General features: G+C 68.0%; 16 protein-coding genes. 6 read left to right on the forward strand and 10 right to left on the reverse strand.

What is annotated here, in order from left to right:
• Nucleotides 1-172 precede the first annotated feature (172 nt).
• The 3 genes from E0H45_RS17465 to E0H45_RS17475 form a co-directional block, all read right to left on the reverse strand.
• A complete protein-coding gene (locus tag E0H45_RS17465) occupies nt 173-502 on the reverse strand; it encodes a hypothetical protein (RefSeq protein ID WP_131338515.1) in 330 nt (109 codons plus the stop codon).
• Nucleotides 503-798: 296 nt separating this feature from the next.
• Nucleotides 799-1,497, reverse strand: a complete 699-nt coding sequence (locus tag E0H45_RS17470; protein WP_131338517.1) for a hypothetical protein — start codon at nt 1,495-1,497, stop codon at nt 799-801.
• Nucleotides 1,498-1,605: 108 nt separating this feature from the next.
• Nucleotides 1,606-2,580, reverse strand: a complete 975-nt coding sequence (locus E0H45_RS17475) for a GNAT family N-acetyltransferase (RefSeq protein WP_131338519.1) — start codon at nt 2,578-2,580, stop codon at nt 1,606-1,608.
• 123 nt (nt 2,581-2,703) lie between these two features.
• Between E0H45_RS17475 and E0H45_RS17480 the strand changes: the two genes are divergently transcribed.
• The 3 genes from E0H45_RS17480 to E0H45_RS17490 all read left to right on the forward strand — a co-directional run bounded on the left by E0H45_RS17480 (nt 2,704) and on the right by E0H45_RS17490 (nt 6,783).
• Nucleotides 2,704-5,088 carry an alpha-L-rhamnosidase-related protein gene (locus E0H45_RS17480; protein ID WP_238155173.1) on the forward strand — a complete coding sequence of 795 codons (2,385 nt, stop codon included), beginning with the start codon at nt 2,704-2,706 and terminating at the stop codon, nt 5,086-5,088.
• Nucleotides 5,089-5,394: 306 nt separating this feature from the next.
• On the forward strand, nt 5,395-6,102 hold the full coding sequence (locus tag E0H45_RS17485) for a hypothetical protein (protein ID WP_238155063.1): 708 nt from the start codon (nt 5,395-5,397) through the stop codon (nt 6,100-6,102).
• Between the two features lie 87 nt (nt 6,103-6,189).
• A complete protein-coding gene (locus E0H45_RS17490; RefSeq protein ID WP_131338523.1) occupies nt 6,190-6,783 on the forward strand; it encodes a rhomboid family intramembrane serine protease in 594 nt (197 codons plus the stop codon).
• A 163-nt stretch (nt 6,784-6,946) separates the two neighbouring features.
• Here the strand turns inward: E0H45_RS17490 and E0H45_RS17495 are convergent, their stop codons facing one another.
• Genes E0H45_RS17495 through E0H45_RS17515 form a run of 5 tightly spaced genes read right to left on the reverse strand, consistent with a single transcriptional unit; the run spans nt 6,947 to nt 10,225 of the window.
• Complete coding sequence (locus E0H45_RS17495) at nt 6,947-7,618, reverse strand: GAF and ANTAR domain-containing protein (RefSeq protein WP_165546494.1); 672 nt, start codon at nt 7,616-7,618, stop codon at nt 6,947-6,949.
• A 58-nt stretch (nt 7,619-7,676) separates the two neighbouring features.
• Nucleotides 7,677-8,627 carry a YihY/virulence factor BrkB family protein gene (locus E0H45_RS17500; RefSeq protein ID WP_131338527.1) on the reverse strand — a complete coding sequence of 317 codons (951 nt, stop codon included), beginning with the start codon at nt 8,625-8,627 and terminating at the stop codon, nt 7,677-7,679.
• Entirely contained in the window at nt 8,624-9,247 is a 624-nt protein-coding gene (locus E0H45_RS17505; protein ID WP_131338529.1) for a DUF3618 domain-containing protein, read from the reverse strand. The genes E0H45_RS17500 and E0H45_RS17505 overlap by 4 nt, the downstream gene beginning before the upstream one ends.
• Complete coding sequence (locus tag E0H45_RS17510; RefSeq protein WP_202872370.1) at nt 9,223-9,648, reverse strand: phage holin family protein; 426 nt, start codon at nt 9,646-9,648, stop codon at nt 9,223-9,225. Before E0H45_RS17510 ends, E0H45_RS17505 begins: the two co-directional genes overlap by 25 nt.
• Nucleotide 9,649: 1 nt before the next feature.
• Nucleotides 9,650-10,225: a hypothetical protein gene (locus tag E0H45_RS17515; RefSeq protein WP_131338531.1), complete on the reverse strand. Its 576-nt coding sequence runs from the start codon at nt 10,223-10,225 to the stop codon at nt 9,650-9,652.
• 325 nt (nt 10,226-10,550) lie between these two features.
• Between E0H45_RS17515 and E0H45_RS17520 the strand changes: the two genes are divergently transcribed.
• Complete coding sequence (locus E0H45_RS17520) at nt 10,551-10,760, forward strand: hypothetical protein (protein ID WP_131338533.1); 210 nt, start codon at nt 10,551-10,553, stop codon at nt 10,758-10,760.
• Between the two features lie 180 nt (nt 10,761-10,940).
• Here the strand turns inward: E0H45_RS17520 and E0H45_RS17525 are convergent, their stop codons facing one another.
• Nucleotides 10,941-11,570, reverse strand: a complete 630-nt coding sequence (locus E0H45_RS17525) for a hypothetical protein (protein WP_202872371.1) — start codon at nt 11,568-11,570, stop codon at nt 10,941-10,943.
• Between the two features lie 128 nt (nt 11,571-11,698).
• Here E0H45_RS17525 and E0H45_RS17530 point away from each other — a divergent pair, with 128 nt between their 5' ends.
• Entirely contained in the window at nt 11,699-12,142 is a 444-nt protein-coding gene (locus E0H45_RS17530; protein ID WP_131338535.1) for an Hsp20/alpha crystallin family protein, read from the forward strand.
• 413 nt (nt 12,143-12,555) lie between these two features.
• Nucleotides 12,556-12,786, forward strand: coding sequence for a DUF2188 domain-containing protein (locus tag E0H45_RS17535; RefSeq protein WP_131338537.1), 231 nt, complete (start codon nt 12,556-12,558; stop codon nt 12,784-12,786).
• On the opposite strand, the gene E0H45_RS17540 is transcribed toward E0H45_RS17535, so the two are convergent.
• The gene (locus E0H45_RS17540; RefSeq protein ID WP_131338539.1) at nt 12,783-13,736 is read right to left on the reverse strand and encodes an iron-containing redox enzyme family protein; all 954 of its coding nucleotides are present in this window, start codon (nt 13,734-13,736) and stop codon (nt 12,783-12,785) included. The two genes, E0H45_RS17535 and E0H45_RS17540, sit on opposite strands and share 4 nt — an antisense overlap.
• Nucleotides 13,737-13,754 lie beyond the last annotated feature (18 nt).

Here is a 13,754-nt window from a genome sequence, read left to right on the forward strand (position 1 = left end):
GGGTCAGTTGAGGTTAGCAGTCGCTGCAGATGGCGATGCTCGTGGTCAGCATCCTGCCGATCCTGTTCGTCTACCCGTTCCTTCAGAAGCACTTCGCCAAGGGGATCATGATCGGCGCCGTGAAGGGTTGACCACCAGGGCCCCGGCAACGTCGAGGCCCTGGTGGTTCGGGTCAGAAAGCGAACGGGTTCAGTACGGCGAACTTGTCGGCTGCTCCGCCGTTCGGGACTGCGACGATCCGGCGGGTGATGGAGCCATCGGCCGGGAGGTCGAGTTTGAACTTCGACATGGTCCAGATCGACTGCGAGTACCCGGTAAAGGGACCGCTCGCGGTGTCGTAGACGAGGCCGTAGGTCTGGTTGTCGGCGCCCGTTCCGGACTGGCCGATCCAGCGTTGGGCGTCCGGGGTCTGGGCGAACGGCCGCCACTGGTGACGGGAGCGTTGCCCGAGACGGCCGAGCGAGAGCCCGCGCCGTCGTGGTCGAGCGCGTCGGCGGCCCACACCGTCAGCGGCGCATCGGTCGCGTTGGTGAAGGTCGTGGCCGCGGTGATGAGGGCGACGGCGCGCGAGAGCACGTCGTACTCGAGGCTGAGCAGCCAGGTCACCCGATTGCCCTCTTGACGGACGCTCGAGTAGCCCGTCGACGCAATGACGTGGGCCGAGGCCGACGAGGCACCGGTCAGGAACAACATGACCGTAAGCCCGGTGAGCATCAGCAGACGTCGCATGAGGTCTCATCCCACGCGACTCCGGCAACGTCTCAGTGACCGCTCAGCAAACAAGCCGCAACGCTGGCCCTACCGGGGAACGATCTCGCTCCGCCCCTGCCACGAGCCGTGCTCCGACAGCGGCCGGAACCGCAGGGTGGCGAACTCGTGGTGGAAGTCCCTGCGCCGCCGTTCAGCCATTGCGACGGCATGACGATCGGGATCCGGGACAGTGCTGTGGCCGTGCACCATCTCCTCCATCTGCCGCACGGACCGCCAGACCGAGAACGTAGAGATCGTCCGAGGCGGGCGCATCGCGGCCAGCGCCAGCGTGGTCCCCGGATGGTCGCGAACCAGCCGTTCCACGGGCTTGCCCCACTTGAGGAACCTCGGCACCTCCAGAAGGCGCATCCGGGCCAGCGTGACCGCCACCACGGGTTCGGCAGGGTCCCACTCGCCCGCTCTCGCCGGGAGGTCGGGCAGCGCCGCAAGCCGCGACCACCGGCGCAGAAACTGCATGCGCACGTGCCAGCCCGCCGCCAACTCCCTGCCCAAAGGGTCATCCACCAGGAACGCCATGACCGCCGCCTCGTCCTCCCACCGCGCGAACATCGCCATCCGACGCAGCTGCATCCGGGCCGGCGAGACGGTCGGTGCACCGAGGCGCATCAGCGCCAAGCACTCGGCGTACCGCAACCCAGGCGTAGACGACACAGCCGGCGCCTTCCACAGCGCCCCCGCTGTCGTCGTCGGACGGAGCTCCGCAAGGTGGAACGTGAAGATCGTCATCGTTGGCAACTGTCCCACGCCTCAAGGCCGACAACTCGCAGACGTCATCGCTCGCGTCACTCAAGCACTGAGCTGTAGCCATGTGGTCAAGGTGCGTGTTGCGCGAGGTCAGCGGGGGGGTTCGGTGACGGGGACGACGCGGCGCCAGCCGTCGAAGACGACGGTGGGGTTCATGCCGACGGACAGGTACAGGCCCAGTGCCGGTGTCGGGTTGTTCGTGTCGACATGCAGGATCGTGCCGGCCCGGCCGGTCGCTGCGTCGAGGGCGAAGGCGTCGCGCAGCAGGAACTTCGCCAGACCACGCCCCCGGAACTCCTCGACCACGCCGAGCATGCCGATGTGACCACAGTTCTCGGTCTCGACGTACTTGTCGTTGCACTCGCGGACCGCGACCACCTGGCCTTCAACCTCGAGCAGCGTCAGCTGGGCCCACTCGAAGATCGGTACGTCGTCGTGCCTCTCGAGCCAGTCCTCGTGTGGGGTTTCGACCCAGCCGAACTGGCCGCGGAAGCACTCGTTGATGGCCTCGTGTGCGGCCCAGCGGGTGGCCTCGTCGAAGGCGCCGCGGCGGACCTCGACGCCGGCCGGCCCGTCCGGACTGGCAGCCGGTCCAGTGTGGTCGATCCGCATCCGGTGGAACGTCGTACCGGTGGTGAAGTCGTGGCCGGACAACTGCGCGCGCAGCGACTCGTCGGCCCGGCACACGAACGCGTCGACAGTGACCTCGGCATGGCCACGCTCGCGTCCCATCTCCTGGGCGCGCTCCATCGTCCGATCGACCAGCCAGGCGGTGACCGCTGGGTCCTTCGCTGCCACTTCGATGTCGATCAGCTGACGGTCACCTGTGCCGAGCGTGGTCGCATACCCGGCCGGCAGGCCGTCCGCGGCGAGCACGAGCCAGCCGTCGATCATGCGGTCGAAGCCGGGCCTGTCAATGCAGTAGGCGACTTCCTGCAACGTGGTGTCGGCGTACCCGAACACCGTTTGGTTGTAGGCCGCGAGCATGTCGAACAGTGCCTCGGCATCGGCCCGCTCAGCCGGACGGACGGTGTAACCGCCGGGCAGTGGAGCGATGGTCTTCATGACTCATCGTGCGCCTGCACGCACTGCAGCGGAAGGGCCAGGCCGCCCGTGCTCGGCAGGTTGTCGCCGTAGGGTGATGGGTGATCCGCGGTCGCCGATACCGAAGAGGGACCAGCTGTGACGATGCAGGAAATCGCTGACGTTCAGCAGTTGCAGCTTGAGGACGACCCGTTCGTGGGACCGGCCGACTGGCCGGCGCACTGGATCAGGGCGACGGAGGGCGGCGATGTGGTCGGCTTCCGGCTGCGCGTCGAGTGCGCACAGCCGGCTGAGGTCGTTGTCCACGTGTCCGCCGACGAGCGGTACGAACTGTGGCTCGACGGCGACCTCGTCGGCCGCGGGCCCTCGCGGGGCGACGTCGGCCACTGGTCGTTCGAGAGCTACCGTCTGCGGCTGCCGGCCGGCGGGCACTGGCTTGCTGCCCGCGTGTGGAGCCTCGGGGACGATGCACCGATGGCTCAGCTGAGCCTCGGCGACGGTCCCACATTCCTCCTCGCAGCCGAAGCTGTCCGCGGCACGCTGCCTGAACTGAGCACCGGTAGGGCGGTCTGGCAAACGGCTGCACTGCCTGGCCATGGCCGGCGACCGAAGGGTGACGGGTATGGCTGCGGAGCCAGGCACGTCAGTGACGGCCGTACGTTTCCGTGGGGTTGGCAGACCGGCGCGGACAACCTCGACTGGTCGGCGGCCGCGAGGGGCGACCTCGGACGTACGAGCGACGGAGCGCGGTTGCTGGTGCCGGCCCGATTGCCTGCACCGGCACAGCGGTGGACCGAGGGCGCCCGCGTCCGCCATCTCGCGGGTCATCCGGCAGGAGAGCCGACGCGCGATCGCGTCGTGGATCCGGCGGACCACCTGGACGGTGAAGCCGGCGACTGGCAACGGTTGCTCGACGGTACGGCGCTGGTGCTGCCGCCCGAGACCTGTCGGCGGGTGCTGATCGACCTCGACCAGTACGTGTGCGCGTACCCCGTCCTCGATCTCGAGGGCGGGCGCGATGCCGCAGTGCGGGTGCATTGGCAGGAGTCGCTGTACGAGACGGAACCCGAAGCAGGTAAGGGACATCGCGATGTTGTCGCGGGCAAGCTGTTCGGCCGGCAAGGGCTCGACGAGGACGGCATCGGTGACCTCTTTGTCGCCGGCGGCGGCCGCGAGTGCCACAGCACCCTGTGGTGGCAGTCCGGTCGCTATGTCGAGGTTCTCGTCACCACCGCGGCCGAACCGCTGACGATCACCGGCCTGCGGTTCCGTGAGACCCACTATCCGTACGAAGACCGCAGCGGATTCACCGCCAGCGACCCGCGGCTTGCGCAGGTCGGCGTACTCGCGTTCCGGACGCTGCAGGCTTGCAGCCACGAGACGACCATGGACTGCCCCTACTACGAGCAGCTTCAGTACGCCGGCGACACCCGACTGCAGTGCCTGGTCGCCTACGCCACCAGCGGCGATGACGCACTCGCCCGGCAGGCACTGCGTGCTTTCGGCCGCAGCCAGGACGACAACGGATTGGTCCTGTCCCGGACGCCGTCCCGGCAGGCGTCCCCTATCCCGCCGTTCACGCTGTGGTGGGTGGCGATGGTGCACGACTTCGCGTTGTGGCGCGGCGATCTGGCTCTCGTCACCGAGCTGATGCCGGGAGTCCGTGCAGCCATTGACGCGCACCGCCGTACCGTCGACGACCGCGGGATCTTCCACGCCCTGCACGGCTGGAACTTCACCGACTGGGTGCCCGGTTGGGACGCCGGCACCCCGCCCGGGATCGTCCAGGACGGAGAAGAACACCCTGACTGGCCCGGCCCAGGGCGCGGCGTGACGGCGGTACTGCAACTACAGCTCGCTCTGGTCGCGCGGCAGACCGCCGACCTGGAGTTGTGGGTGGGCGGGCCTCACGCCGCCGCTGGATACGCACAGCTGGCCGACCGCCTCGTTGAAGCCGCCGACGGGGCCTTCTACGACGCCGACCGCCGGCTGTACGCCGACGACCTCGGGCACACTGCCTTCAGTGAACACGCGCAATCGCTCGCGCTACTCGCGGGAGCGAAGTACGGCGAGACGGCAGTCCAGACGATGCTCCAGGAGCCGCCCGAGGCACTGGCGCGGACCACCGTGTACTTCGATCACTACCTGTTCGAGGCACTGCACCGGATCGGGCGGACCGACGTGCTGCTCGACCGGCTCGGGCTCTGGTTCAGTCTGCTCGACCGCGGACTGCGTACCGTGATCGAGCACCCGGAACCGACCCGCAGCGACTGTCACGCGTGGGGTGCGCATCCGCTGTACCACTACGTCTCGACGCTGCTCGGTGTCCGGCCAACAGCGCCCGGAATGACGGCAGTCACGGTCGCTCCTCAGCTCGGCGGTCTCGAGTGGGCCCAGGCATCGGTGCCGACACCGCATGGCCCGCTGGAGGTCCGGGCAGAGGCCGGCAGACCAGCAGAGGTCGCTGCGCCACCAGAGATCGCGGTGACGATCGCACCGACACACGACGGCGCAACTTTTACGGGCTGAGCCGCATCAAGCTGGGTAACGATCTAGTGCTGGCATGGAGCCCGCAACCTGGGGGGTCAGGTCGCGAGAGGTTGCGAAATGCACGGTAAGCAAAGGCTTGTCCGTCGAGGTTCGGTAGTACTGAGTGCGGCTGCACTGTTGGCCGTCGGGTTGTTCCCCGGAGCCGCGGACGCTGTGACGACAACCACCGGCACTGCGAGCGCCGGCAAGTGCACGATGGATCTGGGGTCGGTCACGGCTGGAGGTGATCACAGGTCGCAGCGCATCACTGCCAACGCGCCGCCGACGCGAACGAACGATCGCGTTGTGGCACCCGGCCTGTTCGACGATCAGGTACGGATCAGCGGTTCGACCTTCACCGTCCCGAGTCCAGGCGGAGATCTGGTCGAGAGTCAGGTGATCATCGGCGGGACCCTGGCCCGCAGTGTCTACACGTTCGTCAACGGCGAACTCGATACGGCCTCGATCCGCCTCCTGCCGGTCGACGGCGGCGAATACGGTGACATGGTCGCGTTCGAGGAGGCTCGCTATCGGGAGGGAACCTCCGTCCCGCGAACCACGAACTACGGACTGCGCGGCGACGGGGCGCTGCACAGATGGACCTCCACCAGCGCGGGGAGGCAAATCACCGGTATGGCCTCAGGCTTCGCGTCGGTGAAGGCGATGGCGTTGATCAGCAAGACCCGGACCTACGAAACGTTCCTCGCGAACACCCGGGGCGGCGCCCTCTACACGATTCACATCCCGACCACGTCGCCGATGAAACCAGTGGTCAAACCGGTACGCACCCGTACCTGGCAGGGCTTCGAATTCCTGATCGCGCAGAAGTGCGGCAACCAGGGCACCCTGCTGCTCGGCATCGACAAGGACACCCAATCGGCCTATCTGTACGCCGTCGGACACGCCAACGGCACCGCGACGGTCATCCAGGGCCTCGGTAAGGTTCCCGGCACGTTCAACGACCCGGCCTACTTCCGCTGGGCACCACCCATCGACCCGCTCGTCGGCGAGTAGGCGCACGCTGCCTGCACATGACAAACGGCAGACTTCATCGTGACAAACGTCCGAGGTGCGGCTGCGTCGACACACTAGATTCCTGGTGTGACCACTCGCACCGCACCTCGTACCCCTCCCGCGGCACTCGCCTTCGGGCCACCACGGCCATTGCTGACTGGTGCCGTGTTCCTGGTGACGCTGGCGTGCGGAATCGCGCAACTGGTGCACCGGCCGCTCTACGAGCACGTCGTACGGGACGCCTCTCGCATCGACCACGGCCAGTGGTACCGACTGCTGACGGGCATGTTCTTCCAGGACGGCTGGGCGTCCGGCCTCATCTCGAACCTGCTCCTACTGGCGATTTTCGGCACGATCGCCGAGCGCGTGTTCGGCCGTTGGCGGTGGCTGGTTCTGTACTTCGTCTGCGGATGGTTCGGCCAGTTCATGAGCTACATCTGGCTCAACCCGGTGGGCGCAGGCAACTCGATGTGCGTCGCCGGCCTGATCGGCGGGCTGGCCACGGTGATCCTCCTGGCGCCGCGCCGGTACGGCGTCATGCCGCCAGTACCGCTCCGGATCACGGCGCTCGCCGTACCGGTGCTGGCCGTAGTCGACACGATCCTGCACGACAACCACGGCCTCCCCTGCCTCCTCGGCATGATCCTGGGCTTCCTGCTCTTGCCACACCCAGAACGCTGACGGCGTCGCCTGGTCCGGTGGTGATGTAGGCGGTCGCGCGCGCTGCTTCGTGAACGCGCGCGGCCTGGCCAGCCCCCGATCTCGAGCCCGACGACTGGACCTGACCCCGCAGTTCCCGCCCAGCCGAACTTCACACCTCGCACCGCTTCGGCTTCGGCGGGTCTCATCCGTGGGTGGCGGCGATCAGGCGGCGGGCGATCTCCCGGAGTTTGATGTTGCCGTCCTGGGACAGGCGGGTGAGGAAGGCGAAAGCGCGGTCGTCGGTCAGGTGGTAGCGCTCCATCACGATGCCGACCGCCGTACCGATCATGGTGCGGGTCTGGACCGCTTCGCGCAGATTGTGGATCTCGCGGGCGTAGTCGATCGCCATCGCGGCCTGGTGCCGGAACAGTTCGCCGAGCGCACCCAGATCGCTGAAGGCGCCGACGTGCTCGGCGTACAGGTTGAGAGCCCCGCGGGACTTGGGAGCGTCGAAGAGCCGGATCCCGGCCTGGGCGCGAAGACCTGCGGCCACCGCGGCCACGGCGTACCGCGGAAAGCGTTCGTCCCGGGCAAGATCGGGCGACGCGACGTGCACCGCATCCGCGGCCGCTTCGTAGCACGGACCTTCGCGCAGCTCGTACTGCGCCGCATCGACGCCCCACAACACGTCGTTCGTCGGCGCGGCCGTCTCCAACCGGCCGTCGGCGTGCAGGATCGTGATACTCGCGTAATCGGTCTCCGGCAGCGCCTCGACCGCCGCAGCCGTGATGCGACTGAGCGTGTGGTCGAGGTCGCCCGGAGTCAGCGTCGTCATCAGACGCTGCGCCATGGCCAGGAGCCTGTCGTCGTTCACGACTCCACCGGTACCCGAATCCCCGCCTCCCGCACGCCGAAATCGCAGCTACTTCGGACTATTCCGGGACGGAGTCCGCCTTGACGGCGTTTCGCCGGCCGAGAGGGCGCGGCTCGCCCGTGGTGGTGTCGCGTGCGGTCTGCTGCTCGGCTTCCGCGTTGATCTCGGCACCGAGCAGTACGGCGTACGCGGTCAGCCAAAGCCACAGCATCAGGACCACGACCGCGGCCAGACTGCCGTAGGTCTTGGCGTAGTTGCCGAACGTCTCGACATAGACCGAGAATCCGATCGACGCGACCAGCCAGATGATGGTCGCGACGGTGGCGCCGACCGACACCCACCGGATGCGTGGCGCGTCGCGATCCGGCCCCAGCCGATAGGTCACAGCAAGTGCCACCGAGATCAGTACGACGGCGAGCACCAGCCGCGCCACCGCCAGCAGGATCCGGACCGGTGTCACGACACCTGTCCCGATCGCCGCGCCCGCCGCGAACAGCGCGATCGCGAGCAGGACGAAGACGATCGCGCCCAGCGTCATCCCCAGCGCCAGGAGCTTGCGGCGGACGAACCCGCGCGAATCCTCCTCGTCGTAGGCGAGATTGACCGCGGTCAGCAGATATCCCACACCGCCCGACGCGCTCCACAGGGCGGCGATCACGGCGATCGCGACGCCGATACCCAATCCTTGCCGCGGCGCCGAGGCCAGAGCGTCGAGCTGCTGGAGCAGGAGATCACGCCCTGACGCCGGCATGGCGGCCGTCAGATCCTCGACCTGGTTGCGGATCTGTGCGGGATCCGCAACCAGCCCGTAGGCCAGCACACCGGCGACGACGGCCGGGAACAGGGACAGGAAACCGAAGAACGCGACGCCGGCCGCAAGCAGCGGAACCTGGTCGGCCTTGGCCTCGGCCCAGGCCCGCCGGATCACCTGCCACCAGCCGCTGGCTGGGATCTGCGTCGGCTTCTCGGCATCCACTCCCGGAACGGCCGGTCGTCGTTCGTCGGTCATGAGCTCGAGGAACCTGCCTGGCGGACGTTGTCGGCCGAGTTCTTCGCGTCGTCCGCGACGTGCTGAGCCGCGGAACGGCCCTCGTCCGCCACATCGGCGACTGCCTCGGACGCGGACTGCTTGACGTTGTGGACAGCCTGTTGCGCAGGCTCCTGGAGGTTGTCCTTCACCTCATGGGCCATCTGTGCGGCCTGCTCCTTCACCGGACCGGCGGCCTCCATCGCCTTGTCCTTGGTGTCTTGGGCCAGCTCGCGCTCCCGCGTCGACGCAGGCAGCGCCGCGGCAACGACCCACCCGGCTGCGAAGGCGATCAGGCCGGCGGCCAGCGGCGTACCGCGAGTTCGCGCCCGCGCCATGTCCGGTGCCGACTCCACCGCCTCACCGACCTTGCTACCCGCGTCCTGCACCGTCGACATCGCCGAACCGGCGGTCTCGCTCACCGACCCCGCCGAACCCATCACTTGATCCTTCAGCCGACGGACCCCACCACGAGCCCGGTCGATGCGCCGGCCGACGACGCGGCTGGGGCTGACCTTCTCCGTCAGGGCATCGACGTCGCGACCTACGCTGCGCCGGGTCTGCTCGATCTCCCGCTTCAGCTCTTCCGGGTCTTCAGCCATTTCGCGTCCTCCTTGAGTGATTCGACCGTCTGGTCGGGTTTCGGGTGCACCTCTTGGAGCTCCTTGCGTCCCACCACCGCCAGTACGGCGGCGACGACCGCCCAGATGGCCGCGACGATGAGCGCTGCCCAGATGAGATCCATTGCCTTGTCCAGCGCCCACATCACCGTGAGCGAACCGAAGAGGGCGACCATCCAGCCGGCGAAGGCCGCGCCACCGAGCATGCCCGCGCCCTTGCCTGCCTTCTTCGCCTCCGCCTGCAGCTCAGCCTTCGCCAGCGCGAGTTCCTGGCGCGTCAACTGACCCAGGTCGGTGGTCAGCTGGGAAACCAGCTCGCCGACCGACTCGTCCATCGACATCCGTTGCGGACTGCTGCCGGGTGGTGATCCGTCGACAGTCATCTCACTGCTCCGGTCCTGGCCGCGGCGTGACCGGCGTACTCATGGGCGTCACAGTGTTGTTCCGCTCATCGGCGCCGCCCGAGGCCAGGGCACGGGTCAGGCGTCCGGCGACGACGCCGGCCGCCGCGGCGACCAGCAGGAATGTGCCGGGCCTGCGCCGCGCATACGAGCGAACCTCGTCCAGCACGTCGGCGGGTTCGTGCTGCTGCAGGAAATCTGCGGCTTGATCGGTGAAGTCGGCGCCCTGCCGTGCGAGTTGGGCACCCAGGCCCGACTGGCCGTGCTCGGCCATACCGCGCAGTTCGTCGCTCACCGAACGAAGGCCAGTGGCGGCACGGTCCTGCTGCTGACGCGCTTGCCCGGCAAGTTCCTGTCGCGTCTGGCTCGCCAGCCGCCGGGTCTCCGCGCGGACATCCGACGTCACGTCCGACACCTTCTCCTTGGCCGTACCCGCGACCTCGCGAGCAGCGTCGGCCGACGTCTCCTTCAGCTGCCCGGCCTGGTCCCGGGCGGTCTCGGCCACACCTTCCGCCGGTGGGCTCTCCGCGTTCAACCGATGATCTGTCGTTGGCGACATGTGACGGCTCCTTTCCGGGGCATTACTGACGTCACGAGGCGCCGCGCCGCATCCGCCGTACGACAACGACGGCAACAAAGCTGTAGGGGGCGGCCTGCTCGGGCCGGCGGGCGCAGCATTTCTGCCTCGCAACAAGGACTTACCGAAATGGCACACTGCCGTACCACATGCGAAGTACCCGCGGCCCAAACCCACGGACTTCGAGAAGCTGCTGCTCGACAGCCGAATCGGCGCGTGGCCGCACGCGCGGGAGGTTTCAGGACTGCGATCGTTGGGAACCCCAATGCAGCGAACGTAAATGCGCACTACGGGTGGGAGGTCGGTTATGTCTGTCGGCGGGGTGGACACCTACTACGACTACGACGAGCGCCGGTGGAAGTTCCGTCGCCTGGGCGGGGGTCCGGTCCATCCGGCTCGCATATCCCCCGACCCACCTGAGACAGCGGTCACCGACGACCAGACGACGCGGGCATCGCATCGCGGTACGTCGGGGTCCCGAGCAGGACGCCGCCGCGCCACCACAGGCGACGGCTGATCCACCAACAGTCTGCGAGTCGGTAGAACCGCCGCAGTACAGAACGCTTCGCGCCGGGCAGCACACGGCCAGGCCGAGTGCAGCCAAGCTCGAAAGCCGGGTCTCGTCCTGGCCCCCGGGGTTGGGTCCGGCGCGAAGCCCCTGAACGTACGGTGCCACGCTCGGCTTGCGTTACTGCGCTCAGGTCCTGTGTTCGTCGCGTAGCTGGTCGGTGGTCACGTTGATGTCGGCGACCTGCCCGGCCAAGGCGGGGTTGCTGTTCTCGAGCTGCGCTCCGGCCTCGGCCAACGGCGCCAGCAACGTCGCGCTGTCGTTGTCGCCGAGCGCGTGCAGAAGGCGATCGACGCTTTCCTGGGTGGCGGCGTCGAGGTCGTCGAGCGCGGTGATCTGCGCGGCGAGCCGACGCAGCTGGGCCGCGTTGTCCCGGGCCCAGTGCGTGACAGCGCGTTCACCGGCGCGGCGGTCGCGAGCCGCCTGCACTCGTTGTTCCCCAGTCATGTCCGCTTGATCGGTGCTGTGGGGGTTGAGTCGCAGGTAGCGACGCTCAGCGGCCTGCCGGCTGGCAACGCCGAGCGCTGGGGCGAGGTCGGCCCAGCTGCTGCCCTGTTCGCGCGCCGCACCGATGAGCAACGGCTCCCAGGTCGCGAGCCGGTCCTGCACAGCCCGCAGTTCGGTCAGCGCCGCGAGAATGTCCACCGAGCTGTCGCCGGACCCCGGGGCTTCGTCGAGCTGCCGAACAACCTGTTCCACGGCGGCGAGCGCGACTGCCACCGGAGTCCGCGCATCGTCTGTCTGGTAGTCGGCAGCCACTCCGTCACCTCATCATCTTGATGTCAGCGATTGGACGACATCCCTACTTGTCATCGTTTCGATGACATGTTATACCGGAGGTGCGTATTGACACCACAGTTGACTTGATGCCACAGGAGGTGCAGACGATGTTGATGCGCACAGACCCGTTCCGGGAGTTCGACCGGCTGGCCCAGCAGGTCCTCGGGAGCCAGGCGCCGGGCACGTGGTCACGGCCGACCGCGATGCCGATGGACGCCTACCGGCAAGGCGATCAGTACGTCGTTTCCTTCGATCTTCCCGGTGTCTCACCGGACGCGATCGAGCTGGACGTGGAACGCAACGTCCTCACCGTGAAGGCCGAGCGCAGGCCGCTCGAGCTCGGTGAGGACGTGGAGATGCAGGTTGCCGAGCGCCCACTCGGGGTGTTCTCCCGGCAACTGTTCCTGGGTGACACGCTGGACGCCGACCGGATCGTGGCTCGCTACGAGGGCGGCGTACTGACCCTGAGGATCCCGATCGCCGAACAGGCCAAGCCCCGCAAGATCTCGATCGCGAGCACCGACGGCGATCGCAAGGAGATCAACGCCTGACCGGCGCCGGTGACAGGGCTTGTTGTTGTCGATGGGGTGAGATCGATGACGGTGGACACACAGCAACTCGACGAGGCCTTCCTCGACCTGACGCTCGCCGATGACGAGCTGGTGCGGGCCGAGTTCGACGCCCTGATCGCTGCCTGCTGGGAGTCGCCGTCCGAGCCACCGCTCGACAAGCCCTGTCCACCCGGCGGTGGGCAGACGGCACGGCCACCGTCGCGACGGGCGCGCCGGGGCGCCGGTGCGCCCGGGCGGGTGCTGCCGCGGCGGCCTGATGGCCGTGCTCGCGGCCCTCCGCTGACCGATGATGCGGCCGCCCGCCGGGTCACACCCCTTGCCAGGCGGGCCGCCGGATCATCTCGGCCCAGCCCCGACCCAACGATCAAGGTTCAGCCGCGGAGGCGTTCATCATGGCCGTTGACGACATCGAGACCTACTGCGAGAACGGAATCTGGAAGACCCGCTGGCGCAACAGCGACGAACCCTTCGCAGCCGGCGGCGGAAGGCAGCGCCAATCCAGCCAAGGTGCGATCGTGGCCTGCTGGTACGGCGTCGACCACATCATCACCAACCCCGACGGAACGATCGCGGAACACAACTCCTACCGCTACCGACGGGAGTACGAACCGTCCGCGCCCTAGCCCGCGGCGGCGTGGGGCGCGCGAAGGTAGCGAGTGGGGGCCCTCCATCGGGTCAGGAGGTGTTCGGCGAAGAGATTGTCGATGACGAGTGAGCAGCGGGCGCCGAAGAGGACGTCGCTGATGGCGTCGGGGTGCTGTCGTACGTAGCCGCCACAGAGGTCGTGGGCAGCGATCTGCTCATGGACGGCGTCCGCTTCGACGTGCTCGGTGAAGTATCGCGCCTGTTCCTTCGTAGCGCCGAGTCTGGCGGCGCCGGCGGCGTACTGGCGATTGGGCACCGTGGAGGTCATCTCGAGCGCCGCCAGGTGGCCGATGAGGGCGCCGGTCCAGCGGCGATGGACCGCGAACAGCGACATCACGTTCGAGACGGCCAGCGTGACGGCCGGGGCTTCCGAGACGTACCGGCCGTAGCTGTCGTCGAGTCCGAGCCAGCGCATCGTCGTACGGAACAGTTCGGAATGCATCCGTTCCGGGCGGCCGCCACCGTACTCGTCGGCTTCGATCTCGACCAGCGCCGCCTTGGCAGCGCCGTCCAGACGTGGAATGCCGAAGCTGTGCGGGTCGGCCTCCTTGAGCTGGTAGACGGACCGGTTCAGAACGAACTCACGAAACTGCTCTCTGGTGGCATGCCGACGCAGGTACGGCGCCAGCCGCGGACCGTCATCGGCGTCGATCATCGCCCGCAACTGCTCCGCGACCGGTGCGTCGGTCGGACGGACCCGGCAGGTGGCTTCCAGCCAGTTGATCCAGGGACGCTCCCACTGGCTGCGGTCAGCGATGATGCCCGGATCCCACTGGGCATCGGGGTCCACGTCGTCGAATCCGCGGTACTGCAGCTCGTACGCGATCCATAGCGCAAGTTGCAGATCCTCGTCGGCGAACGGCTGACCGGACCCCACGAACTCGATGGTCCGCTGTGCACCGCGGGCGCCCGTGAGCAGGTCGCTCAACCAGGCACTGAGCGGCCC

The sequence above is a fragment of the Kribbella soli genome (genome assembly GCF_004331345.1).
GTDB lineage: Bacteria > Actinomycetota > Actinomycetes > Propionibacteriales > Kribbellaceae > Kribbella > Kribbella soli.

Bases quoted from the DNA above. Each gene is read 5' to 3' on its own strand.
- E0H45_RS17480 (WP_238155173.1), top strand. From the start codon at position 2,704: ATGCAGGAAATCGCTGACGTTCAGCAGTTGCAGCTTGAGGACGACCCG.
- E0H45_RS17470 (WP_131338517.1), bottom strand. From the start codon at position 1,497: ATGACGATCTTCACGTTCCACCTTGCGGAGCTCCGTCCGACGACGACA.
- E0H45_RS17515 (WP_131338531.1), bottom strand. From the start codon at position 10,225: ATGTCGCCAACGACAGATCATCGGTTGAACGCGGAGAGCCCACCGGCG.
- E0H45_RS17475 (WP_131338519.1), bottom strand. From the start codon at position 2,580: ATGAAGACCATCGCTCCACTGCCCGGCGGTTACACCGTCCGTCCGGCT.
- E0H45_RS17530 (WP_131338535.1), top strand. From the start codon at position 11,699: ATGTTGATGCGCACAGACCCGTTCCGGGAGTTCGACCGGCTGGCCCAG.
- E0H45_RS17500 (WP_131338527.1), bottom strand. From the start codon at position 8,627: ATGACCGACGAACGACGACCGGCCGTTCCGGGAGTGGATGCCGAGAAG.
- E0H45_RS17520 (WP_131338533.1), top strand. From the start codon at position 10,551: ATGTCTGTCGGCGGGGTGGACACCTACTACGACTACGACGAGCGCCGG.
- E0H45_RS17505 (WP_131338529.1), bottom strand. From the start codon at position 9,247: ATGGCTGAAGACCCGGAAGAGCTGAAGCGGGAGATCGAGCAGACCCGG.
- E0H45_RS17535 (WP_131338537.1), top strand. From the start codon at position 12,556: ATGGCCGTTGACGACATCGAGACCTACTGCGAGAACGGAATCTGGAAG.
- E0H45_RS17510 (WP_202872370.1), bottom strand. From the start codon at position 9,648: ATGACTGTCGACGGATCACCACCCGGCAGCAGTCCGCAACGGATGTCG.